Origin of the sequence: Pseudomonas sp. HN2, from assembly GCF_020736465.1 — a bacterium.
Lineage (GTDB): Bacteria > Pseudomonadota > Gammaproteobacteria > Pseudomonadales > Pseudomonadaceae > Aquipseudomonas > Aquipseudomonas moraviensis_A.
In genome coordinates this window covers 3,725,204-3,749,370 of record NZ_CP085885.1, presented here as the reverse complement: position 1 = coordinate 3,749,370, position 24,167 = coordinate 3,725,204, and the positions used below count along the sequence as shown (strand labels likewise).

26 protein-coding genes are annotated in these 24,167 nt (G+C 60.4%); 13 read left to right on the top strand and 13 right to left on the bottom strand.

Going from position 1 to position 24,167, the window contains the following annotated elements; genetic code table 11:
• Nucleotides 1-28 precede the first annotated feature (28 nt).
• Nucleotides 29-1,423 carry a sensor histidine kinase gene (locus tag LIS66_RS16325; protein ID WP_227972583.1) on the bottom strand — a complete coding sequence of 465 codons (1,395 nt, stop codon included), beginning with the start codon at nt 1,421-1,423 and terminating at the stop codon, nt 29-31.
• Nucleotides 1,401-2,084 carry a response regulator transcription factor gene (locus tag LIS66_RS16320; RefSeq protein WP_042609265.1) on the bottom strand — a complete coding sequence of 228 codons (684 nt, stop codon included), beginning with the start codon at nt 2,082-2,084 and terminating at the stop codon, nt 1,401-1,403. Before LIS66_RS16320 ends, LIS66_RS16325 begins: the two co-directional genes overlap by 23 nt.
• A gap of 198 nt (nt 2,085-2,282) precedes the next feature.
• Between LIS66_RS16320 and LIS66_RS16315 the strand changes: the two genes are divergently transcribed.
• The 6 genes from LIS66_RS16315 (at nt 2,283) to hcnC (ending at nt 7,676) form a co-directional block, all read left to right on the top strand.
• On the top strand, nt 2,283-2,585 hold the full coding sequence (locus LIS66_RS16315) for a hypothetical protein (protein ID WP_064363598.1): 303 nt from the start codon (nt 2,283-2,285) through the stop codon (nt 2,583-2,585).
• Between the two features lie 189 nt (nt 2,586-2,774).
• Nucleotides 2,775-3,704 carry a hypothetical protein gene (locus tag LIS66_RS16310; protein WP_227972582.1) on the top strand — a complete coding sequence of 310 codons (930 nt, stop codon included), beginning with the start codon at nt 2,775-2,777 and terminating at the stop codon, nt 3,702-3,704.
• Nucleotides 3,705-3,924: 220 nt separating this feature from the next.
• Nucleotides 3,925-4,464 (top strand): hypothetical protein, encoded by a 540-nt coding sequence (locus LIS66_RS16305; protein WP_227972581.1) that lies wholly within the window; start codon nt 3,925-3,927, stop codon nt 4,462-4,464.
• 239 nt (nt 4,465-4,703) lie between these two features.
• Nucleotides 4,704-5,018 (top strand): (2Fe-2S)-binding protein, encoded by a 315-nt coding sequence (locus tag LIS66_RS16300; protein ID WP_083352473.1) that lies wholly within the window; start codon nt 4,704-4,706, stop codon nt 5,016-5,018.
• Complete coding sequence (hcnB, locus tag LIS66_RS16295) at nt 5,015-6,424, top strand: cyanide-forming glycine dehydrogenase subunit HcnB (protein ID WP_227972580.1); 1,410 nt, start codon at nt 5,015-5,017, stop codon at nt 6,422-6,424. The genes LIS66_RS16300 and hcnB overlap by 4 nt, the downstream gene beginning before the upstream one ends.
• A complete protein-coding gene (gene hcnC, locus LIS66_RS16290) occupies nt 6,417-7,676 on the top strand; it encodes a cyanide-forming glycine dehydrogenase subunit HcnC (protein ID WP_227972579.1) in 1,260 nt (419 codons plus the stop codon). Before hcnB ends, hcnC begins: the two co-directional genes overlap by 8 nt.
• Before the next feature lie 115 nt (nt 7,677-7,791).
• Here the strand turns inward: hcnC and LIS66_RS16285 are convergent, their stop codons facing one another.
• Nucleotides 7,792-9,600, bottom strand: a complete 1,809-nt coding sequence (locus LIS66_RS16285; protein ID WP_064363593.1) for a monovalent cation:proton antiporter-2 (CPA2) family protein — start codon at nt 9,598-9,600, stop codon at nt 7,792-7,794.
• A gap of 252 nt (nt 9,601-9,852) precedes the next feature.
• On the opposite strand from LIS66_RS16285, the gene LIS66_RS16280 reads away from it, so the two are divergent.
• Nucleotides 9,853-10,767 (top strand): LysR family transcriptional regulator, encoded by a 915-nt coding sequence (locus tag LIS66_RS16280; protein ID WP_123419266.1) that lies wholly within the window; start codon nt 9,853-9,855, stop codon nt 10,765-10,767.
• Here LIS66_RS16280 and LIS66_RS16275 read toward each other — a convergent pair.
• The 4 genes from LIS66_RS16275 to LIS66_RS16260 all read right to left on the bottom strand — a co-directional run bounded on the left by LIS66_RS16275 (nt 10,757) and on the right by LIS66_RS16260 (nt 16,242).
• Nucleotides 10,757-11,527, bottom strand: coding sequence for a substrate-binding domain-containing protein (locus tag LIS66_RS16275; RefSeq protein WP_122703829.1), 771 nt, complete (start codon nt 11,525-11,527; stop codon nt 10,757-10,759). The two genes, LIS66_RS16280 and LIS66_RS16275, sit on opposite strands and share 11 nt — an antisense overlap.
• A gap of 13 nt (nt 11,528-11,540) precedes the next feature.
• The gene (locus LIS66_RS16270) at nt 11,541-12,833 is read right to left on the bottom strand and encodes an MFS transporter (RefSeq protein ID WP_227972578.1); all 1,293 of its coding nucleotides are present in this window, start codon (nt 12,831-12,833) and stop codon (nt 11,541-11,543) included.
• Between the two features lie 829 nt (nt 12,834-13,662).
• A complete protein-coding gene (locus LIS66_RS16265; protein ID WP_064363590.1) occupies nt 13,663-15,624 on the bottom strand; it encodes a M48 family metallopeptidase in 1,962 nt (653 codons plus the stop codon).
• 21 nt (nt 15,625-15,645) lie between these two features.
• The gene (locus LIS66_RS16260; protein ID WP_173867292.1) at nt 15,646-16,242 is read right to left on the bottom strand and encodes a LemA family protein; all 597 of its coding nucleotides are present in this window, start codon (nt 16,240-16,242) and stop codon (nt 15,646-15,648) included.
• 200 nt (nt 16,243-16,442) lie between these two features.
• On the opposite strand from LIS66_RS16260, the gene LIS66_RS16255 reads away from it, so the two are divergent.
• A complete protein-coding gene (locus LIS66_RS16255) occupies nt 16,443-16,751 on the top strand; it encodes an RcnB family protein (protein ID WP_042609276.1) in 309 nt (102 codons plus the stop codon).
• An 88-nt stretch (nt 16,752-16,839) separates the two neighbouring features.
• The gene (locus tag LIS66_RS16250; RefSeq protein WP_227972577.1) at nt 16,840-17,352 is read left to right on the top strand and encodes a hypothetical protein; all 513 of its coding nucleotides are present in this window, start codon (nt 16,840-16,842) and stop codon (nt 17,350-17,352) included.
• A 1-nt stretch (nt 17,353) separates the two neighbouring features.
• On the opposite strand, the gene LIS66_RS16245 is transcribed toward LIS66_RS16250, so the two are convergent.
• The gene (locus LIS66_RS16245) at nt 17,354-17,665 is read right to left on the bottom strand and encodes a protealysin inhibitor emfourin (protein ID WP_227972576.1); all 312 of its coding nucleotides are present in this window, start codon (nt 17,663-17,665) and stop codon (nt 17,354-17,356) included.
• A gap of 14 nt (nt 17,666-17,679) precedes the next feature.
• On the bottom strand, nt 17,680-18,726 hold the full coding sequence (locus LIS66_RS16240; RefSeq protein ID WP_227972575.1) for a M4 family metallopeptidase: 1,047 nt from the start codon (nt 18,724-18,726) through the stop codon (nt 17,680-17,682).
• A gap of 134 nt (nt 18,727-18,860) precedes the next feature.
• Between LIS66_RS16240 and LIS66_RS16235 the strand changes: the two genes are divergently transcribed.
• Complete coding sequence (locus LIS66_RS16235) at nt 18,861-19,199, top strand: FKBP-type peptidyl-prolyl cis-trans isomerase (RefSeq protein ID WP_064363586.1); 339 nt, start codon at nt 18,861-18,863, stop codon at nt 19,197-19,199.
• Between the two features lie 135 nt (nt 19,200-19,334).
• On the opposite strand, the gene LIS66_RS16230 is transcribed toward LIS66_RS16235, so the two are convergent.
• The 3 genes from LIS66_RS16230 to ftrA all read right to left on the bottom strand — a co-directional run bounded on the left by LIS66_RS16230 (nt 19,335) and on the right by ftrA (nt 21,154).
• Nucleotides 19,335-19,643, bottom strand: coding sequence for a helix-turn-helix domain-containing protein (locus tag LIS66_RS16230; protein WP_227972574.1), 309 nt, complete (start codon nt 19,641-19,643; stop codon nt 19,335-19,337).
• 3 nt (nt 19,644-19,646) lie between these two features.
• On the bottom strand, nt 19,647-19,970 hold the full coding sequence (locus LIS66_RS16225; RefSeq protein ID WP_042609281.1) for a type II toxin-antitoxin system RelE/ParE family toxin: 324 nt from the start codon (nt 19,968-19,970) through the stop codon (nt 19,647-19,649).
• Nucleotides 19,971-20,164: 194 nt separating this feature from the next.
• Nucleotides 20,165-21,154, bottom strand: a complete 990-nt coding sequence (gene ftrA, locus LIS66_RS16220) for a transcriptional regulator FtrA (RefSeq protein WP_042609282.1) — start codon at nt 21,152-21,154, stop codon at nt 20,165-20,167.
• Nucleotides 21,155-21,254: 100 nt separating this feature from the next.
• Between ftrA and LIS66_RS16215 the strand changes: the two genes are divergently transcribed.
• Entirely contained in the window at nt 21,255-21,683 is a 429-nt protein-coding gene (locus LIS66_RS16215) for a rhodanese-like domain-containing protein (protein ID WP_123419273.1), read from the top strand.
• 113 nt (nt 21,684-21,796) lie between these two features.
• Here the strand turns inward: LIS66_RS16215 and LIS66_RS16210 are convergent, their stop codons facing one another.
• Entirely contained in the window at nt 21,797-22,006 is a 210-nt protein-coding gene (locus LIS66_RS16210; RefSeq protein WP_227972573.1) for a hypothetical protein, read from the bottom strand.
• A 26-nt stretch (nt 22,007-22,032) separates the two neighbouring features.
• Between LIS66_RS16210 and LIS66_RS16205 the strand changes: the two genes are divergently transcribed.
• On the top strand, nt 22,033-22,812 hold the full coding sequence (locus tag LIS66_RS16205) for an ABC transporter substrate-binding protein (protein ID WP_042609284.1): 780 nt from the start codon (nt 22,033-22,035) through the stop codon (nt 22,810-22,812).
• A gap of 200 nt (nt 22,813-23,012) precedes the next feature.
• On the top strand, nt 23,013-24,125 hold the full coding sequence (locus tag LIS66_RS16200) for a succinylglutamate desuccinylase/aspartoacylase family protein (protein WP_227972572.1): 1,113 nt from the start codon (nt 23,013-23,015) through the stop codon (nt 24,123-24,125).
• Nucleotides 24,126-24,167: the final 42 nt, after the last annotated feature.

Here is a 24,167-nt window from a genome sequence, read left to right as displayed (position 1 = left end):
CTACAGGGGTTGCGTTTCAAGCTCGCAATCAGGAGTTTTCAATCAAACTCTGCCGGCAATCCAGCACCAGTTTCGCCCCACCCAGATCACTGCCGCCGACCTCAAGACTGAAGCCGTGCAGGCTGACAATTGCCGCGACGATCGACAGTCCGAGGCCAAAACCACTTTGCGGCTGGCCACCTTCAGTGCGATAGAACCGCTGAAACACCGCCTCACGTTCAGCCTCGGGAATCCCCGGCCCTGAATCATGCACCTCGATCCGCGTCTGCCCGTTCGCATTGACCCCACGCAGCATCACCGTGCCGCCGGGCGGGGTGAATTTGATCGAGTTGCTCAGCAGATTCGCCAGCGCTTCGAACAACAACGCCCGGTCGCCATTGAGCGCCGGCAGCGTCTCCGGCATGTTCAGCTGGAAACGCAGATCGCCTTCCTCGGCCAGCGGCAGGTAGAACTCGTGCAACTCTTCCAGCAGTTGCACCGGATCAAGCTCGACAAAGCCGGAACGACGCTGGCGATCTTCCAGTTCGGAAATCCGCAACAGACCACGAAACCGCGCCATCAGCGTATCCGCTTCAGCCAGTACCAGATCCAGTTGCGCCGCTTCCTGCGAGCCTTCGCCGGCCTGTTGCTGCATGCGATACAACTGCGCGCGCAAGCGGGTCAGCGGGGTGCGCAAATCGTGGGCGATGTTGTCGCAGACGCCTTTGACCTCGTTCATCAAGCGCTCGATGCGCTCGAGCATGGCGTTGACGATGGCGGCGAGCATGTCCAGTTCATCGCGGCGATTGGACAGCGGCAAACGGTGCGTCAGGTCACCGGCAACGATCGCCTGGGCGCTGTTCTGAATCGCCCGAATGCGCTGCAACGGCCGGCGCCGCAGCAGATGCCAGCCCGCGACGCCCGGCAGGATCGTCAGTGACACGCCCCAGAACAACGCGTGCAGAATGATCCGCGTGACCGCAAACAACGAGCCATTGTCGCGCAGCAACACCAGCCAGCGCCCGTCACGGGTTTGTGTGGCCACCGCGTCGCAGCTGTCGCTTGGCAGGGTCGGGTCGTCGGAATCGGCGCACTCGGCGAGCATGTGGATCTTGCCGTCCAGCGGCAGTCCTTCGGGGATTTGTTGCAGCGCACCGCCCAGGTAATTGCCCTGGGCGTCGAACAGACCGTAGGCGTCGATGCCGCGAATGTCGAAGGTCATGCTGGCGGCGAGGGCGTCTTCCAGCTGCTCGCCGCGAAAGTGCGAGAACAGGTGCTGACGTTGCATCAACGAGTGTTTGGCGAGCTTGTCGAGGTAGCCGGACACCTCGTAGTACATGACCCCCATGAGAATTGCGCTCCAGGCCACGAACAGCGTGCTGTACAGCGCCAGCAAGCGACTGCTGGAGGAGCGCCAGCCGTCAGACGGGTTCGGCAATGACATAGCCCGAGCCCCGTACCGTGCGGATCAGCGGAACATGGCCCGCAGCGTCGATCTTCTTGCGCAGACGGCCGATGTGCACGTCGATCAGGTTGGTGCCCGGATCGAAGTGATAGCCCCAGACCTCCTCGAAGATCATCATGCGCGAAAGAATCTGGCCGCTGTTGCGCATCAGAAACTCGAGCAGTTTGTATTCGGTCGGCAGCAGCGTCAGCACCTGCTCGGCGCGGCGGGCTTCGTGGCTGATCAGGTCCAGTTCCAGATCAGCGACCTTCAACGTCGTCGCCTGGGTGGCGACGCTGTTCTGCCGGCGCAGCAGCACTTCGACCCGCGCGGCCATTTCATCGGTAGCGAACGGTTTGGTCAGGTAATCATCGCCGCCCGCGCGCAAGCCGCGCACGCGCTCATCGACATCGGAGAGGGCGCTGATCATCAGAATCGGCGTCGCCACGCCCATGGTGCGCAGGGTGGTGACGATGGCCAGGCCATCGAGTTCGGGCAACATGCGATCGAGGGTAATCAGGTCATAGTTGCCGCTGACGGCGCGGTCGAGGCCTTCGCGGCCATTGTCGACCCAGTCGACGTCCAGCCCGTGGCTGCTCAGTTCGGCAACGATTTCCCGCGCGGTCACGGCGTCGTCTTCGATGGTCAAGATACGAGTCATAGGCAGGCCTGCTGATCGGTTCAAACGGAATGGCAGCATTTTGCCAAGAAATTACCGTGACGCTTTAAATTAACTTTCATGTTGTCGCTGCCATTCGCCGGGTCGGAATCTTTGGTTGTCGGAAGATTGATATCATCTGGCCATAAATCTAACAGGAGTAGGGCTGTGACTAAATTGATTCGCCGTGGCTGGAAACCAATGGTCCTGCTCTTGCTGCTGTTTACCAGCATTCTCGTTCAGGCGGCCAATACCCCTTGTTCCGGCAAAAAAGGCGGGATTGACCGTTGCGACGGCGATCTGTTTCTGTGCAATGACGGCTCCATCAGCGGTTCGAAGAAGAGCTGCGCGGCAATGTTTGGCGAGCGCCAGGAGGCGCGACCGCAAAACTTCCTGCAAAGCGACGATGGCTGCGCCTGCGGAACCAGCTCGTTTTGCACAGGACCCCGTGGTGGGGTGTATTGCCTGACGCCCAGCGGGAAAAAGAGCTACAAGCGAAAATGATCGACCAAGCCAATGCATAAAACCCGCTGTATTTCGGCAGGTGTTGCAATTTGCAACGTCCTCAGAAGTTCATCTTTTATAAAACATTGAAAAACAAGGGTTTATTTAGATGTTGTAACTGGCACGGTCACTGCAATTCCTCACTTGACGAGTTGTAACACCATTTTTCATGCCTGGAGCAGCACAACAATGAACAGATCCCCTGATGGCTATTATCCTGCCGTGGAAGAGTCGAGCAGTGTCTCAGGCGTGTCCTGGGGCGCGATCTTCGCGGGTGCAGCGGCTGCCGCAGCACTGTCGATGATTTTGGTACTGCTCGGCTTCGGCCTGGGCTTTTCGGCTGTATCACCGTGGGCCGGAGAGGGCGTCAGCGCCAAAGGCCTGGGCATTTCGACGATTGTCTGGCTGGCGGTAACGCAGATCATTGCCTCCGGCATGGGCGGCTATATTGCCGGCCGTCTGCGCGTGAAGTGGGCCAACATGCACGGTGACGAAGTCTACTTCCGCGACACCGCCCACGGCTTCCTCGCCTGGTGCGTCGCTACGCTGGTCACGGCTGTGCTGGTTGTCGGTTCGGTGAGCAGCGTCGTCAGCGGTGGTGTGCAGGCCGGTGCCAATGTAGTCGGCGGCGCTGCAGGTGCGATGAGCCAGGCCGCCGGTTCGGCTGCTGCCAACACTGACAGCGATCAGTACGGCTACTTCGTCGACAGTCTGTTCCGCGATGATCGTCCTGCTGCCGTCAGCGATGACGCCGCACGCGGCACCGTGACCCGCATCTTCGCCCAGAGCCTGGCCAACGGTCAGCTCAGCGCCGAAGACCGTACATACCTCGCACAATTGGTGTCGCAACGTACCAACCTGAGCCAGGCCGATGCTGAACGTCGCGTTGACGAGATCTACGCCAACACGCAGAAAGCCATCGCCGACGCCAAACTGAAAGCTCAGCAAGCAGCTGACACCGCCGCGAAAGTTGCTGCCTACACCTCGCTGTGGATGTTCGTTGCGCTGCTGGCCGGCGCATTCTTCGCCAGCCTCGCAGCCACCTTCGGCGGTCGTCGTCGCGATGCGGTCGAGTACGTTGAAGTCAACACCTACACCACTACCACTCCGGTTCGTTAAAAAGGAGAGTCACCATGCGCTCATTACTGCTGTTCTTCCTCGGCGTACCGATCCCGATCATCATCCTGATCGCCCTGTTCGTACACTGATCCCTCTGAGGCAGGATGCCTCTGCCGCTTTCATCTTCGGGTGAAAGCGGTTTTTTGCTTTCTGCGGGGCCAAAAGCGAAAATCCCCGCGCAAAGTGGGCGTTCTGCTTTTTCACTTTAAGGATGAGTCAGTTGGACAAGAAGGAAATCAAACGCCAGGTCGCCGAAATGCTCGATGCCGGGCGCTCGAAAACCGAAACTTTCAAGGCCTTCTCCGGTGGAGCGCTGAAAGACAAGGCGCTGGCCTATCTGATCGGTTCGCGCCCGGATCCGGATCTGCTCGAACGCCACGCCGGCAAGATCAAGATCCTCCTCGGACTGACTTACGTTCAGGCCCTGATCGGTCTGGTGGGTGGCTATCTCCTCGGGCTGACCATCAGCACCGGATTCGCCATCGGACTTGGTTTGTTCGCCGGTGGCGTGCCTTTGCTCTTTGCCTGGGGTTTTTATCGCAACGCGGCTCATGCTTACACGGTGTACGTGGTGCTCTCGATCAGCCAGGTTCCGCGCATGTTCAAGGAATACGGGGATGACCCGACCGGTACGGTGATCGGCGTGGCAATCACCCTGGCGATGATTTTCTACGTGGCCTGGCTGAAAAACCTGCTGTTCCCCGACCTTGGTTTCTTCGGCGCAAAGAAAATCAAAGACCAGTTCGTCTTCTCCAATTGATCGTTGCCCGTCCCGCCAATTTCACTGGCCTGGATCAATATTTCGCCTGGCGATATCACCTACCGTAAATGACCCAGGCCTTTGCTGAGGTATGAGCTACAGTGCTTGTCGCGCACCTTGTTGCGCTGACGAAGTATCCGCGTCGACGTTTGAGAACAGAGCTATAAAAGCGTCGACGAGGCGTAGTGCAGCAAGGAGCTGACACAACCTCAACCGAATCTTCACGGACGAACACCGTAATGAACTGCCTAGAAAGAACCTTCGATATCCAGCCCTTAGTGCAGGCGGACATGACCGTGCACATCAATGGCCAAGCGGTCAGCGCCGCCATCGGCGAAACCGTCCTCAGCGTCATCCAGTCCCTCGGCGTGCGTCAGATCGCACGCAACGATCACGATCAGATCAGCGGCGCCTATTGCGGCATGGGCGTGTGCCAGTGCTGTCTGGTGAAAATCAACGGTCGCCACAAGCGCCGCGCCTGTCAGACCGTGGTGCGTGACGGCATGCTGATTGAGACCCAGGTCAACCGCGTCGTCGCGCAGGAGGTCGTATGAGCCTGCAACCGTTGATTGTTGGCGGCGGGCCCGCGGGGATGGCGGCGGCCATCGAGCTGGCGCGCCATGGGGTGCGCTGCACCTTGCTCGAAGAGGCCTCGCGCCTCGGTGGGGTGGTGTATCGCGGGCCGTTGCGCGATGGCGTGCAACTGGATTATCTCGGGCCGCGTTACTCGGAAGCGCTGGACAAACTGCACGGTGAATTTCAGCAGCAGTCGGGCCTGATCGACGTGCGACTCAACCACCGCGTGGTCGGCGCCGAAGGCACTCGCGCAATGGTGGTGCTTGACGGCGATGAACAGCTGCACGAGATCGCTTATCCGCAGCTGCTGCTCGCCGCCGGTTGTCACGAACGCAGCGTGCCGTTTCCCGGCTGGACGTTGCCGGGAGTGATCCTGCTTGGCGGTCTGCAATTGCAGATCAAGAGTGGCGTGGTCAAGCCGCAAGGGCCGGTGATCATCGCTGGCACCGGGCCGCTGCTGCCCTTGGTCGCGACGCAATTGCATGCCTCCGGCGTGCGCGTCGCCGGGGTGTACGAGGCTTGTGCGTTCGGCAAGATCGCCCGGGAGAGTCTGGCGCTGCTGAACAAGCCGCAACTGTTCCTCGACGGCTTGAGCATGCTCGCTTATCTGAAGTTGCACGGCGTCCCGATGAACTACGGCTGGGGTGTGGTGGAAGCCCACGGTGAAGGCGAGTTGAAAAGCGTCAGCGTCGCGCCGTATTCGGCGACCTGGGAGGCGGATCTGTCGCGGGTCGAACGCTTCGAAGCGCAGACGCTGGCGGTCGGTTACGGTTTTATCCCGCGCACGCAATTGAGCCAGCAGATGGGCCTCGATCATGGTTTCAGCGACGACGGCTACCTGCGTGCCCACGCGAATGACTGGCAACAAAGCAACGTGGCGCATGTGCATCTGGCCGGCGACATGGGCGGGATCCGTGGTGGTGAAGCGGCGATGCTGGCCGGCAGGATCGCCGCCACTTCTATCCTGCTGCAACGCGGCGTGCTCGACGCCGAACTGGCCCGGGTGCGCCGCGATCGCTACGCGAGCAAGCTCAGAGCCATCGTGCGCTTTCGTGCGGCGGTGGATCGCTACACCGAGCGCGGCGTCGGTCAGATTGCTCTGCCTGCGGCCGACACGGTGATTTGCCGCTGCGAACACGCGACCCGCGCTGACATCGACCTGGCGCTGGAGCAGGGCGTGCAAGACATCGCCAGCCTGAAAATGCGCACCCGCGTGAGCATGGGCGATTGTCAGGGGCGGATGTGCGTGGGCTATTGCAGTGATCGCCTGCGCCAGGCCACCGGACGTCAGGATGTCGGCTGGCTGCGCCCGCGCTTCCCGATTGATCCGGTGCCGTTTTCCGCGTTCCAGTCCCTCGGCAAGGAGGGCGCCTGCCATGAGTAAGTTCTACGACGTGGTCATTGCCGGTGGCGGCGTGATCGGCGCGTCCTGCGCCTACCAATTGTCCAAGCGCAAAGATCTGAAAGTTGCGCTGATCGACGCCAAGCGCCCCGGCAATGCGACCCGCGCTTCGGCTGGCGGTTTGTGGGCGATTGGCGAGTCGGTCGGCCTCGGTTGCGGGGTGATCTTCTTTCGCATGATGTCGGCCAATCGCAAGCGCGCAACCCATGGCGCAGCGGTGGCGGTAGACGCCAGTACCCCGCATATCTTGCCGGCGTCGTTTTTCGATTTTGCCTTGCAGTCCAACGCGCTGTACCCGGCGTTGCACCGCGAGTTGAAAGACAATCACGGCATGGATTGCAAGTTCGAAAAGACCGGGTTGAAGTTCGTGATCTATGACGACGAAGACCGGCTCTACGCCGAGCACATCGTCGGCTGCATTCCGCATCTGGCCGATCAGGTGCGCTGGCTCGATCAAGCGGCGTTGCGCGCGGCGGAACCGAGTGTCAGTCATGAGGCTCGTGGGGCGCTGGAGTTTCTCTGCGACCATCAGGTCAGCCCGTTCCGCCTCGCCGATGCCTATATGGAAGGCGCGCGGCAGAATGGCGTCGACCTCTTCGTCAACACCAACGTCACCGGCGTGCTGCATCACGGTACTCGCGTCACGGGTGTGCAGACGGCGGAGGCGGGGGTGTTTCATTGCAAGACGCTGATCAACGCCGCCGGCGCCTGGGCGGCGGATCTGAGTGAGTGGGCGACGGGGATTCGTATTCCGGTGAAACCGGTGAAAGGCCAGATTCTACTGACCGAGCGAATGCCGAAAATCCTCAACGGCTGTCTGACCACCAGCGATTGCTACGTGGCGCAAAAGGACAATGGCGAAATCCTCATCGGCAGCACCACCGAAGACAAAGGCTTCGACGTCACCACCACCTTCCCGGAGATTGCCGGGCTGGTGCAGGGCGCGGTGCGCTGCCTGCCGGAGCTGGCGGACGTCAACCTCAAGCGCACCTGGGCAGGACTGCGTCCGGGGTCGCCGGATGAGCTGCCGATCCTCGGCCCGATGCGTGGGGTCGAGGGGTATCTGAATGCCTGCGGACACTTCCGCACGGGGATTCTGACGTCAGCGATCACCGGGGTGTTGCTGGACAAACTGGTGAATGACGAACCGCTGCCGCTGGATATCACGCCGTTTCTCGCGGATCGGTTTGAAGTGGTACCGGTCAAACCGACACTGGAATTAGAACTGGCCTGACACCGATCCCCTGTAGGAGTGAGCCAGCTCGCGATAGCAGTGTGTCAGTAATGAATAAGTCGACTGACACACCGCCATCGCGAGCAGGCTCACTCCTACAGGTTTTGTGCAGGGCTCAGGTGTTGCGGGATTCTTCTTCGAGCTGATCCGATTCGAACAGTTTGGCCAGTTCCGCCCGGGCTTCCTGGGCGGTCTGCAGGACTTTGGCGGCGTCGTCGTAAACCGCGTGCTGCGCCTCCAGCACCTGTTCGTCGTGATGCTTGAAACGCTTGATCCGCGCATCGGCCTGGGCCTGGGTCAGACCGAGGCCGACCAATGTACGACGGCTCATTTCCAGACTCGAATAGTAGGTCTCACGAATCGCCTCCGCGCCCACATCGATCAAGCGATGCACGTGCTGGCGGTTACGCGCGCGGGCAATGATTTTCATGTGCGGATACAGCTTGTGCACCACCTCGGCAGTCTTGATGTTGGTCTCCGGATCATCCGTGGCGATGACGAAATATTCCGCCTCGCCAACCTTCGCCGCGTGGAGAATTTCCGGGCGCATCGGGTCGCCGTAGAACACCGGCACACCGCCGAAGCTGCGCGACAGTTCGATGGTTTCCACCGAGGTGTCCAGTGCGACGAACTTGATGTTCTGCGCGCGCAGAATCCGCGCCACGATCTGGCCCATCCGGCCCATGCCGGCAATCACCACCCGCGGCGCTTCGGTGTCGATCTCGCGGAATTTTTCCGGCACTTCCACCGGCTGCACCTTCGGACTTACCAAGCGTGCGCAGATCAACAGCAGCAATGGCGTCAGCGCCATCGACAGGGTGATGGTCAGCACCAGCAGGTCGTACAGACGCGGCTCGAACAGGCCCTGATCGCGGCCGATCTTGAACACCACAAACGCAAACTCACCGCCGGCAGCCAGAACGATACCGAGGCGAATTGCGCTGATCTTGTTCAGCCCGCCGGCCAGACGCCCGACGACAAACAGCAGCGGCAATTTCAGCCCGATCAGCAGCAGGGTAAGGCCCAACACGGTGATCGGCGCGCTCAACAACAGGCTGAGATTGGCGCCCATGCCGACGCTGATGAAAAACAGCCCGAGCAGCAGGCCTTTGAACGGTTCGATCTGCGCTTCCAGCTCATGGCGATATTCCGAATCCGCCAGCAGCAGACCGGCGAGAAACGCCCCCAGCGCCATCGACACACCGACCAGATCCATCAGCCACGCCGTGCCGATCACCACCAGCAACGCGGTGGCGGTGGACACTTCCGGCAGGCCGGTTTTCGCCACCACGCGAAACACCGGACGCAGCAGATAACGCCCACCGATCACCACCACAGCAATGCCGCCGAGCACCTGCAGGCTGTGGCGGATATCGTCGGCGGTGCTGGTGTGGTGATCGACGCCAGCGAGCATCGGCACCAGCGCAATCAACGGAATCGCGGCGATGTCCTGGAACAGCAGAATGGCAAACGCCAGACGCCCGTGGGGACTGGTCAGTTCCTTGCGTTCGGCGAGGCTTTGCAGGCCAAAAGCGGTAGAAGACAGCGCCAGACCGAGGCCCAGCACAATCGCGCTGTTCAGCGGCTGACCGAACACCGACAGCGCCAGCCCGCCGATCACCGACGCGGTCAGCAGCACCTGCGCCAGGCCAACGCCGAACACCGATTTGCGCATCACCCACAAGCGTCGCGGCGACAGCTCCAGGCCGATGATGAACAGCAGCAACACCACGCCCAGCTCGGAAATATGCGCCACGCTTTGCGGATTACCGATCAGGCCCAGCACTGACGGGCCGATGATCACCCCGGCAAACAGATAACCGAGCACAGCGCCCAGTTGCAGACGTTTGGCCAAAGGCACGGTGAGCACCGCCGCGAACAGAAACACGACAGCGGCTTGCAACAGATTGCCTTCATGGGGCATTGGAACGACTCCTGACTACGGGTACGGCGGGGGGGCGACAAGGATAAGGGTTGACCGGATTTCAGATCCACCAAAGATCCCTTGTAGGAGTGAGCCTGCTCGCGATCGCGGTGGAACAGTCGACATCATCCGTGACTGACAAACCGCTATCGCGAGCAGGCTCACTCCTACACTGGATTTCCGGTGTCGCTGTAATAATTTGCATCAACTGGTTACATTTATAACCCCTGCGCATCAATTTCCGGAAACGCCATGGCCATCAACTTCGACCTCAACGACCTGCAAGCCTTTCGCGCGGTGGTCGAGCAGGGCAGTTTTCGCAAGGCTGCCGACACTGTGCGCCTGTCGCAACCGGCGCTGAGTCGGCGCATCGAAAAGCTCGAAGACGCCCTCGGCGTGAAACTGTTCGAGCGCACCACGCGCAAGGTCAGCCTGACCCAGGCCGGACGCGGTTTCATGCCCAGCGTCGAGCGGTTGCTGGATGATCTCGACATCGCCTTGCTCGGCATCAGCGAAGTCGCCTCGACCCGTTTGGGGCATGTCACCGTCGCCTGTGTGCCATCGGCGGCGTACTACTTCATGCCGCGCGTGGTCGCGCGCTATCACCAGCAATTTCCGCGGATCAAAGTCAAAGTCCTCGATTCCAGCGCGCATGATGTGTTGAGTGCGGTGGTCAATGGCGAGGCGGATTTCGGTTTGAGTTTTCTCGGCACGCAGGATGCCAAAGTCGAGTTCGAACCGCTTGTGCAGGAGTGCTATGTCGTCGCCTGTCGCCGCGATCATCCGCTGGCCGGGCGCAGCAGCGTCAGCTGGGACGAGTTCTATCAGCAGGATTACATCGCGCTGGACAAGACCTCGGGCAATCGCTTTCTGCTTGATCAGGCCTTGGGCGGGGTGGTGCCGCAGCGTCAGAGCATTTGCGAGACGCGGCACGTGACGACGATGATCGGCTTGGTGGAGGCGGGGTTGGGCGTGGCGGCGGTGCCGTTGATGGCGATGCCCGGGCCGGACCATCCGATCCTGACGCGGGTGCCGCTGACCGAGCCGCAAGTGATGCGCAGTGTCGGCATCATCAAGCGCCGGGATCGTACGTTGACCCCGGCGGCATTGGAACTGGAGCGGCTGGTCGTCGAGATGCGCGTCCAGCCGCCAGCGATCAGCGCTTGACCGAATCCAGTCCGGTGGCCTGCACGTCAGCCTGAGCGGCCGGTGCAGCGAGGTAGGCGAGCAGGGCTTTGGCCTCTTCCGGATGCTCGGCCTTGACCGGAATGCCCGCGGCAAAACGCGTCACCGACTGCACCGATTCCGGAATCTTCGCGACGAAGCTCACGCCCGGTACCGGCAGCAATTCGCTGACCTGCTGGAAGCCCAATTGATAGTCGCCCGTGGCAACCACCGAACCGACCGGGATCCTGGCGATCATCTTGGCTTTCGGTTTCAGCTGATCTTCGATACCGAGTTTCTTGAACAACTGCTGCTCGATATACACGCCGCTGGCGCTGTCGGAGTACGCCACCGATTGCGCGTCGAGCAGGGTCTTCTTCAGGCCGTCAACGCTGCTGATGTCCGGTTTCGCTGCACCTTCACGCACCACCATACCGATCCGCGAATCCGCCAGTTCAACGCGGGACGCCGGGTCAACCTTGCCCTGTTTGATCAGTTCATCAAGGGCGTAACCGACCATGATCACCACGTCGGCGTGCTCACCGCGCGCCAGACGATTGGGGATCGCTTCCGGTGCCTTGCCCATCGACGGGCCGAGGCTGGTGGTCAGGGTGTTGCCAGTCGCAGCGGCGAATTTCGGCCCGAGGATCTTGTAGGCGGCAGTGAAGCCGCCGGAGGTCATCACGCTGAGTTCTTCGGCCTGGGCCGCGACGTTGAAGGCGAGACCGGCGAGCAGGGCGGTGACAGTAAAGAGTTTTTTCATGGCGAGTTTTTCCTCAGGCCGCGACAGGTTGCAGACGACCACCGGCACGGCGGTACAGATAAAGCGTGGCGCACAGTGCGCACAGGGCACCGATGCTCATCCAGTAACCTGGCGCGGCTTTGTCGCCGGTGTACTGGATCAGGAAGATCGACATCGCCGGGGTGAAGCCGCCGAAGATCGCCGTGGCCAGGCTGTAGGCCAGCGAGAAACCGGCGACGCGCACTTCCACTGGCATGATTTCGGTCAGCGCCGGAATCATCGCGCCGTTGTACAGACCGTAGATGAACGACAGCCACAACAGCGACAGCAGCATGTTGGTGAAACTCGGCGCCTGCACCAGGAACGACAGCGCCGGATAAGTCGTGGCCAGGGCCAGCAGGGCCATGCCGATCAGCACCGGGCGACGGCCGATGCGGTCCGACAACGCGCCGCCAATCGGCAGCCAGAAGAAGTTCGACACACCCACCAGCAACGTCACCAGCAGCGCGTCGGAAGTGCTCAGGTGCAGCACGGTTTTACCGAAGGTCGGCGCGTACACGGTGATCAGGTAGAACGCGGTGGTGGTCAGCGCGACCATCAACATCCCGCCAAGCACCACGCCCCAGTTCTGACCCAGGGTGCGGAATACTTCGCGCATGCTCGGACGATGTTTACGCGCGGCGAACTCTTCGGTCTCCGCCAGGTTGCGGCGCAGGAAGAAGATGAACGGGACAATCATGCAACCGACGAAAAACGGAATGCGCCAGCCCCAGGCAGCCACTGCTTGCGGCTCCATCCACTGATTCAGACCGTAGCCCAGCGCGGCCGCGACGATGATCGCCACTTGTTGACTGGCCGACTGCCAAGCGGTGAAAAAGCCCTTGCGGCCCGGCGTGGCGATCTCGGACAGATACACCGAAACACCCCCCAGTTCCGCACCGGCGGAGAAGCCTTGGAGCAGCCGGCCGATCAGCACCAGCGCCGGTGCGAACAAGCCTATGGTTTCGTATCCGGGCACCAGCACGATCAATATCGTGCCGCTGGCCATGATCGACAGGGTGACGATCAGACCTTTGCGCCGACCGACATCATCGATGTACGCACCGAGCACGATGGCGCCCAGCGGGCGCATCAGGAAGCCTGCGCCAAACACCGCGAAAGTCATCATCAGGGAGGCGAACTCGCTACTCGCCGGGAAGAACACCGCCGCGATCTGCGTGGCGTAGAAGCCGAACAGAAAGAAATCGAACTGTTCGAGGAAGTTGCCCGAGGTCACCCGGAAGATGGCCCCGGCCCGCGAGCCGTTGGTAGGGATTGAGGCTGTCATAGAAAAGTACTCCACCGCTTTTATGACGTGCGCTACGGAGAAGCGGCGCACGGTTTTTATTGAGGTGGATGGTGGCGCAGATGTAACAATCTGTTAATTGCATTGTTGGCATGGATTGATGCGTGTTGCGGATCAATCCGTGACGTGGAGCGCTGTCAATGTGGGAGCGAGCGTGCTCGCGAAGGCGTTTGGTCAGGCGGTGATTTGTTCAGGTCGACCGGGTACATATCCGTTGCTGCGGGTGTTGCTGATTACGGTTCCGCCCTTACGGCGGGTCACCTTTTTCAAACGCCGGAGTGCCGGCCCAGCAAAAAGGTAACCCAAAAGGCTTGCTCCTGCGTTCGGCCCTCGCAGGCTCGGGTTCCTTCGCTGCTGGATCGATCCGGGCGCAGCGGCTCCGGTTTGCTTCGCTGCACCTACACTCGCTGTGTCCGACTGCGTCGTACGGTCGCTGCGCTCCCACGCCCGGATCAATCCCTCCACTCAGCCTTCCGACGTCGCCCGTGGCTCAAGATCAAAAGCACTCGAGCTAACGCTCATTGTTGAGTGGGGCGGCTTCGCCGCGAGCAGCTGCGCTGCCTTGCGTTTCTGTGGGAGCGAGCCTGCTCGCGAAGGCGGCCTGACAGCCGAGCTGATCTTGAGGTTGTGCCCAATCCAACTGTAGGAGCTGCCGAAGGCTGCGATCTTTTGATTTTGCTTTTGCTTTTGCTCCTGCTCTTTGTAGGAGTGAGCCTGCTCGCGATAGCGATATGTCAGGCGAAACCGATGTTGGCCGGTCGAATGCCATCGCGAGCAGGCTCACTCCTATAGGGGCGGGTTACCACTCTGCCTACGCCGTAGCCGACACTGCACTTGGTTCGCGAGCTACCTCAGTCGCGCCGTTCCCAACCTGCACAGGCATGCTCAGAAACGGCGGAAGCGGGCAATCGAGCAAGTCGGCGACGGCCCGGAACAACTCCGCTTCGGCCACGGTGATCACGCCGTCGTGCATCACGCAGCGGGTCATCGCATCGAGCAGGGCGGGGCGCTCCTCCGGCATGAGATGGCGCAGACGGCTGAGCGCGGTTTCCAGCCCGATTAGTTCTTCCAGATCGGCGCGAATCTCTGGTGGTCGCTCGAATGCGAGCCCTTGCCACGCAGATTCCAGCGCCTGCGCCACCGTCGCTTGATCATTTTGACCGGCGCGGGCCAGCGCGCTGAGCAGTGCCAAGAGTTCTTCGGCGCACTGGAACAGACCGAATTTGAACTGCACCGGCGCCGCGCCCAGCACATTGCGTTCGACGATGCGCAACAGCGTCCACTCAAGCAGTTCGGTCTGGTTGTCGGCTTCAATCAGCGCGATCAGGTTGGCATCGACCCTGGGGAAACTTTTGCCGAGCTGTTGCAGGCTTGGTGTCGCCAGATCGAGCAGTGGCAAACGCAGGCCCGGCTGTAGTGACAACAGTGGATTTTGCAGCTGTTCCAAATGCTCGAACACCGCGTCGTCGACGGATCCCCTCAGTATGTCGAACTGCATGCCCAGCACGGGCGCCGAGCGTGACAGCAACAACCCGTAAACGATGGCTTGAGCGCCATCGACGCTGCGCGCAGCGTCTCTGAGTACCTGCGGAATATCGTCGAGCAAACGGCGCGCCTCAAGCAAATGTTCTGCCTGCGGCGCGCCGATCGCTGCAACTGAGGCTTGCGCCGCACTGAAGTCGTAAAGCACCGCCATGGCGGCAGCCGGGACACCGCCAAATGCATCCGCCATCGGCAGGTCGGGTTTGGCCGGCAGCTCTACGCTCGGCGCGGCGATCTTGACGAAGCTGCCATCCCATTGCGCATCGACCCGGCGGATCCGCTCGCTCAAATCCGGATGCGAGGCCATCAGGTCGAACGAAGAAGTGCCCGAGCCGAAATACAGATGGCTGAACTCGGCAGCACGCGCGGCATTGAGCGTGGCGCCCAATTCATAACCACCGATTTTTTTCAGTGCACCGGCAATGCTTTGCGGGTTGCGCGTGTATTGCACAGCCGTCGCGTCAGCGAGGAACTCGCGCTGGCGCCCGATCGCTGCCTTGATCAGGTTGCCGAAATACGACCCGGCAAATCCTGCAACGCACAGGACAAAACCCACCAGCGCGGTGAGCGCGACAAACTTGCTGCGACGCGCGGCTTCTTTGCCCACCGTTTCGGTGCCACGCAGGATGTAGCTTCCGGTCAGGCCGAGCACGAGGATGCCGTGAACGATAGCGATCAACCGGGTATTCAGGCGCATGTCACCGTTGTAGATGTGGCTGAACTCATGGGCGATGACACCTTGCAACTCTTCGCGAGTCAGCAGATTGATCGCGCCCTGAGTCACGCCGATCACCGCGTTTTGCGGCGTCATGCCTGCGGCGAAGGCGTTGATGCCCAGCTCCGGCAGCAAATACACCGGCGGAACGGCCGTGCCTGAGGCGATGGCCATTTCTTCCACCACGTTGAGCAGGCGCTGCTCTTCAAGAGTCTGCGCGTTATGGTTGATCAGCCGGCCATTGAGGCTACGCGCAATGACTTTGCCGCCGGCGGACAACTCCGAATGCTTCGCCGTACTGCCCAGCAGCACGACGCTGATAACTACCGCGGATACGGTTCCGACCAGCTCCCAGCTCATTTCTAGATCGAAGAGGACATTGCCGTCGCCGTCTTCCACCGGAATGATCATCATCAAGCAGGACGCGGCGATCAGGCTCAGAACGGCCAATCCCATCAGAACGATGAGCAGCAGAGTGCGGCGCTTGGCCTGGCGCTGTTGTTGGAAAAAATTCATGGTGCCATCCGTTGGCTGGGGTCAGAACGAAACCTGTGGCGCTTGCTGAATCGCCGCGCTGTCGGCGAATGTCAGCAGCGACGCGTCGGCAGCATGGCCGAACAGCGGGGCGAACACGGCAGCCGGAAAGCTCTGTTTGAGGGTGTTGTAGCTCATCACCGCATCGTTGTAAGCCTGGCGAGCAAAGCTGACTTTGTTCTCGGTGCTGCTCAGCTCTTCGCTCAATTGCTGCATGTTTTGCGAAGCCTTGAGATCCGGATAGGCTTCGACCGTCACGTTCAACCGGCCCATCGCACTACTCAGTGCGCTGTCCGCCTGCCCGAGCTGGACGATGTTCTGGGCATTGCCCGGCTGCGCCTGAGCTGCCTGCAGGCCTGCAACCGCGTGGTTGCGCGCTGCGATCACTGCTTCCAACGTCTCACGCTCATGAGCCATATAGCCCTTGGCGGTTGCCACCAGATTGGGGATCAGGTCGTAGCGACGTTTGAGCTGCACCTCGAGTTGCGCAAACGCATTGTTGATTTGATTGCGGCGGGCAACGAGGCGGTTGAAGAGCTGGATGGCGTAGAGGGCGAGGAGGCCGGCAATGACCAAAAGGATGATGAGAGTGCTGTTCACGGTGATGTCCTTATTCACACGGCAGAAAGGGGCGCGGCATGTTAGCGCAAATCCGACGGGTCTGTGGCAGCGGGCCACCTTTCGCTGCGGGCCAGATCGGCAGCGTCAATTTCTCAGCCTGCCTGAGCACAAAAACAAGGAATGTTTCCCGCGCCGCGCAGTCGGAGTTCAGGTACTACTCATCTGAAAGAGGTTCACCGATGAACAGCAAAACCCTAATCGCCAGTCTGGCCCTCGTTGCCGGTATTGCCGGGATCACGCCCATTGTTCAAGCGGCGCAAACCTCCAGCGAACCCGCCGTGCAATCGCCGACCAGCGACCGCCAACTGAAGGTCAACGACCGCGCGCCGGAAATGTACCAGCGCGAGGACAAGGCTTTGAAGAACTGGAAAGCCAAAGGTCTGAAAGCACCGATCGAACAGGCGCAGTGGGTGCAGATCAATGACAAGTACGTGATGGTGATGATCACCAACGGCACGATTGTCGAGATGCAGCCGGTCGAGCGATAGGCCCGGTTTTACAATTGGCCATGGATGGCTGATTGTATTCGAACGGCGTTCCGGTAAAACAGCGGGCGTTTGAATGAGGAACAAGGGATTGGACAAGAAACTTCTTTACCGCAAAGTGAATACTCGTACGTGGGGTGTTCGTCGCAACGAATCAGTTGCGCATTACCGCGCTCAGCGCAACAGCAAAGCCGCAAGCCGTCACGAAGCCATGCGAAGTTCGATGCATCCGGGCAAACAATACGGAAGAGACTACACCCCGCTTTTTCGCTTCCTGTTGTCTCGCGTTGGCGGCCCTTGGGATTCCATTTTCGGTGAGGCTGTCGCGCGACTTGATCAATCCGCCCCAGTGTTCTGGATGGTTGCCATCCATGAAGAAGATCGCCAGGACATCGTGCGACTAGGTGAATCCAGCTATTTCAGCGGGCTGTATGTCGATGAGCAAAATCGACTGCAAATGGTCAATCCGAAACTGACGGCGCAGGACATGACGCCGCATTGCGAGTGCTGTACGCACACATTCAACGGTGTGGTCTTTGGACAAACCGCAGGATTGGGCCCCCGCACATCGTCAGTTGTCGACGCAGAAGACCCGCCAGCATGAATCAGAGCAGTTCTCCCTTGTCCCACAGACTCACCAGGTCCCCGGGCGCCTGGTTCTCCGGCACTTTCAGCACCATTTCCCCGGACTGATAGCGCACTTCAATCTGAAAGAAGCGTTGATCCCCACGTCCCGATTCGCTGCTGTCCAATGGCAGACAGCCTTCCAGCACCGAGCAGATTCTCGAACGCTGATTGATGTCGCATTGCGCGAATTCGATTTCCCGTGGGCGGCTCAGGCTGTGAATCGCTGCAACGCCACCCTGGCGAGATACGCGCAAAACGGAATCGTCATCCAGCTCGGGTAGCGTTTTCATACGGTCTCCTCGGATTATTCGATACCGACCTGTGCCCAGGCTTGCTGCACTGTGTCGGCTGCTTCGGCGCCGAAGCGCTGGCCGGCATGGTCGATGGTCAATTTTGCGAACGCGTCGAACGTTGCCTCCTGGCTCAAGCGGTCATCGCACAGGGTGTCATACCAGATCTTCCCGGCCTTTTCCCAGGCAAAGCCGCCGAACGCCTGGGCCGCCAGATAAAACGCACGGTTGGGAATGCCGGAATTGATGTGCACGCCGCCATTGTCTTCGCTGGTGATGACGAACTTGCGCATGTGATCCGGTTGCGGATCCTTGCCCAGCAGCGGGTCGTCATATGCCGTGCCGGGGTGTGACATCGAGCGCAGGCCCTTGCCCTGGATCTTCGGCATCAGCAGGTCGGCCCCGATCAACCAGTCGGCCTGCTCGGCGGTTTGCCCGAGGGTGTATTGCTTGGTCAGCACACCGAATACGTCCGAGAGCGACTCGTTCAGCGCGCCGGACTGATTGGCGTAAATCAGACCGGCCTCGCTTTCGGTGACGCCGTGGGCCAGTTCATGGCCGATGACGTCGAGCGAGCGGGTGAAGCGCTGGAAGATTTCGCCATCGCCGTCCCCGAAGACCATCTGCGCGCCGTTCCAGAATGCGTTCTCGTAACCTTGCCCGTAGTGCACGCTGCCAATCAGGGCGAATCCCTGGTTGTCGATCGAGTCGCGACCGAGCACTTTCCAGAAGAAATCATAGCTGGCGCCCAGCGCATCGTAAGCCTCATCGACCGCCGGATCCCCCGACGGCGGCTGGCCCTCGAGGCGCACCGGCATGCCCGGCAAGAGCATTTTGTTCTGCGCATCATGCACGCTGCGCCGGGCCAGGCCTGGCTTGGTCGCCTCCGGCAGAATCGCCCGCGCCGGCGGCTGCGAAGGGCGGCCGGGGTTGGGCAGCAGGCTGCGTACATGGTTGAGTGTTTGCATCGCAGCGTTGCGTTGCGGCTCCGAACCGTGGGCAATGATGCGGTTGAGGATGTAGGGCGGAATGAAACTGCGCAGCAATCGAGAGTCGGTCATCAAAGCATCCTTGTCGTCATACGATGTCGATACACATGTGAGCGGCGACGCGGGTTTTCGGTTCCATGGATTGCCATCGGCGACGGATTCTGCGAAAAACGCCGCCTGCGAAAAATCTCAATAGAGCCAACGACATGACAGACGAACTGCAAATCATCGAGCTGCAACCGGGCGACGGCAAAGCCGCGGTGAAAGGCGCACTGATCACCACTCAATACACCGGCTGGCTGGAAGACGGTACTGAGTTCGACTCGTCCTGGAGCCGAGGCAAACCGTTTCAGTGCGTGATCGGCACTGGCCGCGTGATCAAAGGCTGGGATCAGGGCCTGATGGGCATGCAGGTCGGCGGTAAACGCAAATTGCGGGTGCCGGCGCATCTGGGGTACGGCGAGCGGACCATGGGCAAGATTCCGCCGAATTCGAATCTGGTGTTTGAAATTGAGTTGCTGGAGGTTTTGACGCGGGAGGATTGAGGTGTACAGGAATCATCCAGCGGAGCATCTGTGCTGCTGGATGATGTCGATGGTTAGCTGCGGAGTTGAATGCTATTCAACTCCGTCGATTTCCGCACTCGCATGCAGGGTTGGCATCGCTGGGCAAAGCCAATGTCAGGCCCATTGCAGTGGGCCTGACGGAAAGCAAATGTCCACCTCCAGCCTTGCAGCAGCTGACAGGTTGACCAATGCATCCAGCGAGAATTTGTCGATTTTCCCGTTGAGTACATCATTGAGGCGTGGCTGCGAGATTCCCAATCTCTGTGCCGCGTCCTTTTGAGGGATCTCCCACGCTCGAATGGTCTCGCAAAGCGAACGCATGAGCTTGGCTCGCAAACGCATGTTGGAAGCTTCCTGAGGCGTGTCCTCCAATGCATCCCACACACTCGAAAATCGTTGGGATGAGTCTTGATGTTCCTTCATGGCTTAACCTATTTCCTGATATCTGGCCCGGGCCAGTTCGATATCTCTAATTTCCGTTTTACGCGTGGTTTTGTGTATGGCGTGAAGCACATAGATTGCTTCAGGACGATTGACTACATAGAACACGCGAAACGCCCCTGAGTCCTCTGTGATCCTTATTTCATTGACACCGCGTCCTACGGTTTTCATAGGGCGCCAGTCGAGGGGGACGTCACCCTGTTGCAACAGATCCAGCTGAAACCCTGCCGCCCTTCGGGCGTCAAGCGGGAACGCTTTGAGATCTTTCAACGCGCTCCCCACGAACACCACATCCTTGTGTCTCGGCATAGGCTTGTCCTGTGTCAAAAGGAAAAGCGTAATAGCTGAATGTGGGCGAAGACGGTGAGTTGTATTGCAAGAAATGGCCGTGCACGTTTGATTTTCAGGTTATATCAGAATCAATATAAAGCAAGCCGCATTTTTCCGTTTCACAGTGTTCATGGCCGGGCGTTTCTGCAGGCCGCGCCGTCAACGTCAGTTGCTTAGAACGCTGTGGGATGGCGTGAAAGCTTGTTGCTTTGCCCAAACCGCTCCCGATAAACCGACGGCGGCACGCCCACCACGCTGCGAAACGCCACGCGAAAACTCTCCACCGATCGATAGCCGCAGCGCTGGGCGATCTGCTCGGTGTGTTGGTGGGTGCTTTCCAGCAACTCCCGCGCTCGCGCCAGGCGTTCATGTTGCAGCCAGGCTTTCGGCGATTGGCCGCTGGCTTCGGTGAAGCGCCGCAGAAACGTGCGCTCGCTCATTGCTGCTTCGCTGGCCAGATCGCGGACTTCCAGCGGTTCGTGCAGGCGTTCGCGGGCCCATTGCATGACTCGCGATAAATCGCTGCGTGGTGTCGGGCTGACCGGGGTGGGGATAAATTGGGCCTGGCCGCCGGTGCGTTGTGGCGACATGACCAGGCGCCGCGCGACGGCGTTGGCGACCTGTGTGCCGAAGTCGCGTGCCACCAGATGCAGGCAGGCGTCAATGCCCGCCGCGCTGCCGGCGGAGGTGATCAGTTGGCCTGCATCGACATACAGCACGTCCGGATCGACCTCGATGGCCGGAAAACGTTGGGCCAGTTCGCTGGTGTAGCGCCAGTGGGTGGTGGCGCGGTGGCCGTCGAGCAAGCCGCTGGCCGCAAGGACGAACACCCCGGAGCAGATCGACAGCAACCGCGCGCCTCGGCCATGGGCCTGACGCAATGCGTCGATCAGCGCTGGCGGTACCGGGGCGTTGCGGTCGCGCCAGCCGGGGATGACGATGGTGCGCGCTTCGGCGAGGAGTTCGAGCCCGCCATCGGCCAGCACCTGAATGCCGCCCATGGCGCGCATCGGGCCTTGATCGACCGCGGCGATCGCATGCTCATACCAAGGGAACTCGAACTCCGGCCGGGCCAGGCCGAAGATCTCCACGGCAATGCCGAACTCGAACGTGCAGAGGCCATCGTAGGCCAGAATGGCAACCAGATTGGGCTGAGTGAGCATTTGGCGGAAAACTCCCGGTCGGTGTCTTGCGCGCCACTGTAGCGGTAAGCGCCGTCTCGATAAAGTCTGTTCATCCCCCACAGACAAAGGAGCAACACACATGACCAGCCTGGTTCGCGACATCCCCGCCGCACCTTCGGCGATTGCCCTGATGCATTTCAGCAATCGTCTGACCTTCGAAACCGATTGTTCCGACGTATTCAGCAGCCACGAGGCCGGCGAGGTCGATTTTGTTCTGGTGGATGTGCGCGGCCCATTGGCGTTCGAGCGCGGGCATGTGCCCGGCGCGATCAATATCCCGACACGCTTGCTCACGGCGGAACGCTTGGCCGATTACCCGAAAAACACCTTGTTCGTGGTCTATTGCGCCGGGCCGCATTGCAACGGCGCGAACAAGGCGGCGGTGAAACTGGCCGCACTGGATTACCCGGTGAAAGAGATGATCGGCGGCGTTACCGGATGGTTGGATGAAGGCTTCAAACTGAGCGCGGCGTCAGTCGCCAAGACACCTGTCGCCTGCGAATGCTGATCCCTGTGCAGGAGCTGCCGGAGGCTGCGATCTTTTAACGATTGTTCCCACGCTCTGCGTGGGGACGATCAAGATCAAAAGAGCGCAGCCTTCGGCAGCTCCTACGGGAAGGATCAACGTTTCTTGCTCTGAAAACAGTCTTGTCCTACAGCCTTCGCACCACCACGGCGCACGCCTTGACCCGCGTCAATGCGTGCGCCGATGTTCTGTAAGTATTTGTCGCTTAAAAACAATTGCCCCCGTGCGCGTCGCCATAGACTGCCGGCCACTTCGGTTTTTGCTGTTAGAACGCCATGACCGAACGCTGAATCGAAAGCTGCCAATAAAAGCCTCCGCACGGGAGTAATAAATGAAAAAGCTAGTGATGTTCGGTGCCCTGGCACTGTCGATGTTGTCCCTGACCGCTGTGGCCGATGATGCCAAGCCGATCCGCATCGGCATCGAAGCCGGTTACCCGCCATTCTCGATGAAAACCCCTGACGGCAAACTCACCGGTTTCGACGTGGACATCGGCGACGCGCTGTGTGCGCAGATGAAGGTCAAATGCACGTGGGTCGAGCAAGAGTTCGATGGCCTGATCCCGGCACTCAAAGTGAAGAAGATCGACGCGATTCTGTCGTCGATGACCATCACTGACGATCGCAAGAAAAACGTCGATTTCACCATCAAGTACTACCACACCCCGGCGCGCTTCGTGATGAAGGAAGGCTCCGGCGTCAAAGACCCGCTGACCGAACTCAAGGGCAAGAAAGTCGGCGTGCTGCGCGCCAGCACCCACGACCGCTACGCCACAGAAGTGCTGGTTCCGGCCGGGATCGAACTGGTGCGCTACGGCTCGCAGCAGGAAGCCAACCTCGACATGGTGTCCGGGCGTATCGACGCGATGCTGGCCGACTCGGTCAACCTCAGCGACGGTTTTCTGAAAACCGACGCCGGCAAAGGCTTCGAATTCGTCGGCCCGACGTACGAAGACGCCAAGTACTTCGGCGGCGGTGCCGGCATTGCCGTGCGCAAGGGCGATACCGCACTGGCTGAGCAGTTCAACAAGGCCATCACCGAAATCCGCGCCAATGGCGAGTACAAGAAAGTCCAGGACAAGTACTTCGACTTTGACGTGTACGGCCATTAATACGCCGTGAGAAAAAAGTGGCCACCGTTTGTGCGGTGGCCACTTTTTTTATGTCTTTTATTGATGGAAATTCCCTGTGGGAGCGAGCCTGCTCGCGAAAGCGGTCTGACATTCGACATCGTCATCGTCTGACCTACCGCATTCGCGAGCAGGCTCGCTCCCACAGGGATTTGTGTGATCCAGATATCGAGGAGTTTCCCATGCAACGCATCGACCACGTTCTGCCCTGGAGCCATTTGGGCAGCGAGCGCTCTCTCAGCGTGTTCCGCTATGGCGCCGGCAGCCGCAAGGTGTACATCCAGGCCAGCCTGCACGCCGACGAGCTGCCGGGCATGCGCACCGCGTGGGAACTCAAGCTGCGCCTGAGCGAGCTGGAACAGCAGGGGCGCTTGCAGGGCGTCATCGAACTGGTGCCGGTGGCCAATCCGATCGGCCTGGACCAGCATCTGCAAGGCAATCACATGGGCCGCTTCGAACTGGGCAGCGGCAAGAATTTCAACCGCGCGTTCGTCGAGCTCAGCGCTCCGGTGGCAGCGCTGGCAGGGGAGCGGCTCGGTGCGGATGCCGAGGCCAACGTCGCGTTGATCCGCGAGGCCATGGCTCAGGTCTTTGACGAGTTGCCGGCGGCCAAATCTCAATTGGAAGCCTTGCATCGCTTATTGCTGCGCCACGCCTGCGACGCCGACATCACCCTCGATCTGCATTGCGACTTCGACGCTGCCATTCACCTGTACGCGCTGCCGCAACACTGGCCGCAGTGGCAATCACTGGCGGCGCGGCTGAAGGCGGGTGTGGCGTTGCTGTGCGAGGATTCCGGCGGCAGCTCGTTCGATGAATCTTGCTCGACGCCTTGGTTGCGTCTGGCTAAAGCATTCCCGCATGCGGCGATTCCGGCGGCGAACCTGGCAACCACGCTGGAGCTGGGCAGCATGGGCGACACCCGTGTCGATCAGGCCCGGGCCAACTGCGAAGCGATTCTCGGCTTTCTCGCCGAGCAGGGCTTCATCAGCGGCGAATGGCCAGCAGCCCCGAACGAGTGCTGTGAAGGCCTGCCGTTCGAAGGCACCGAATACCTGTTTGCCCCGCACCACGGCGTAGTGAGTTTCTTGCGCAATGCCGGTGAATGGGTAGAGCAGGGCGATGCGCTGTTCGAGGTCGTTGATCCATTGCAGGATCGCGTGACCACCGTGCGCGCCGGCACCAGCGGGGTGCTGTTTGCGATTGATCGCGGGCGGTATACCGAACCGGGGATCTGGCAGGCGAAAGTGGCGGGGCGGGTGCCGTTTCGTACCGGGAAGCTGACCAACGACTGAGGATTTCCGTCGGCTTCAATGGCCTCATCGCGAGCAGGCTCA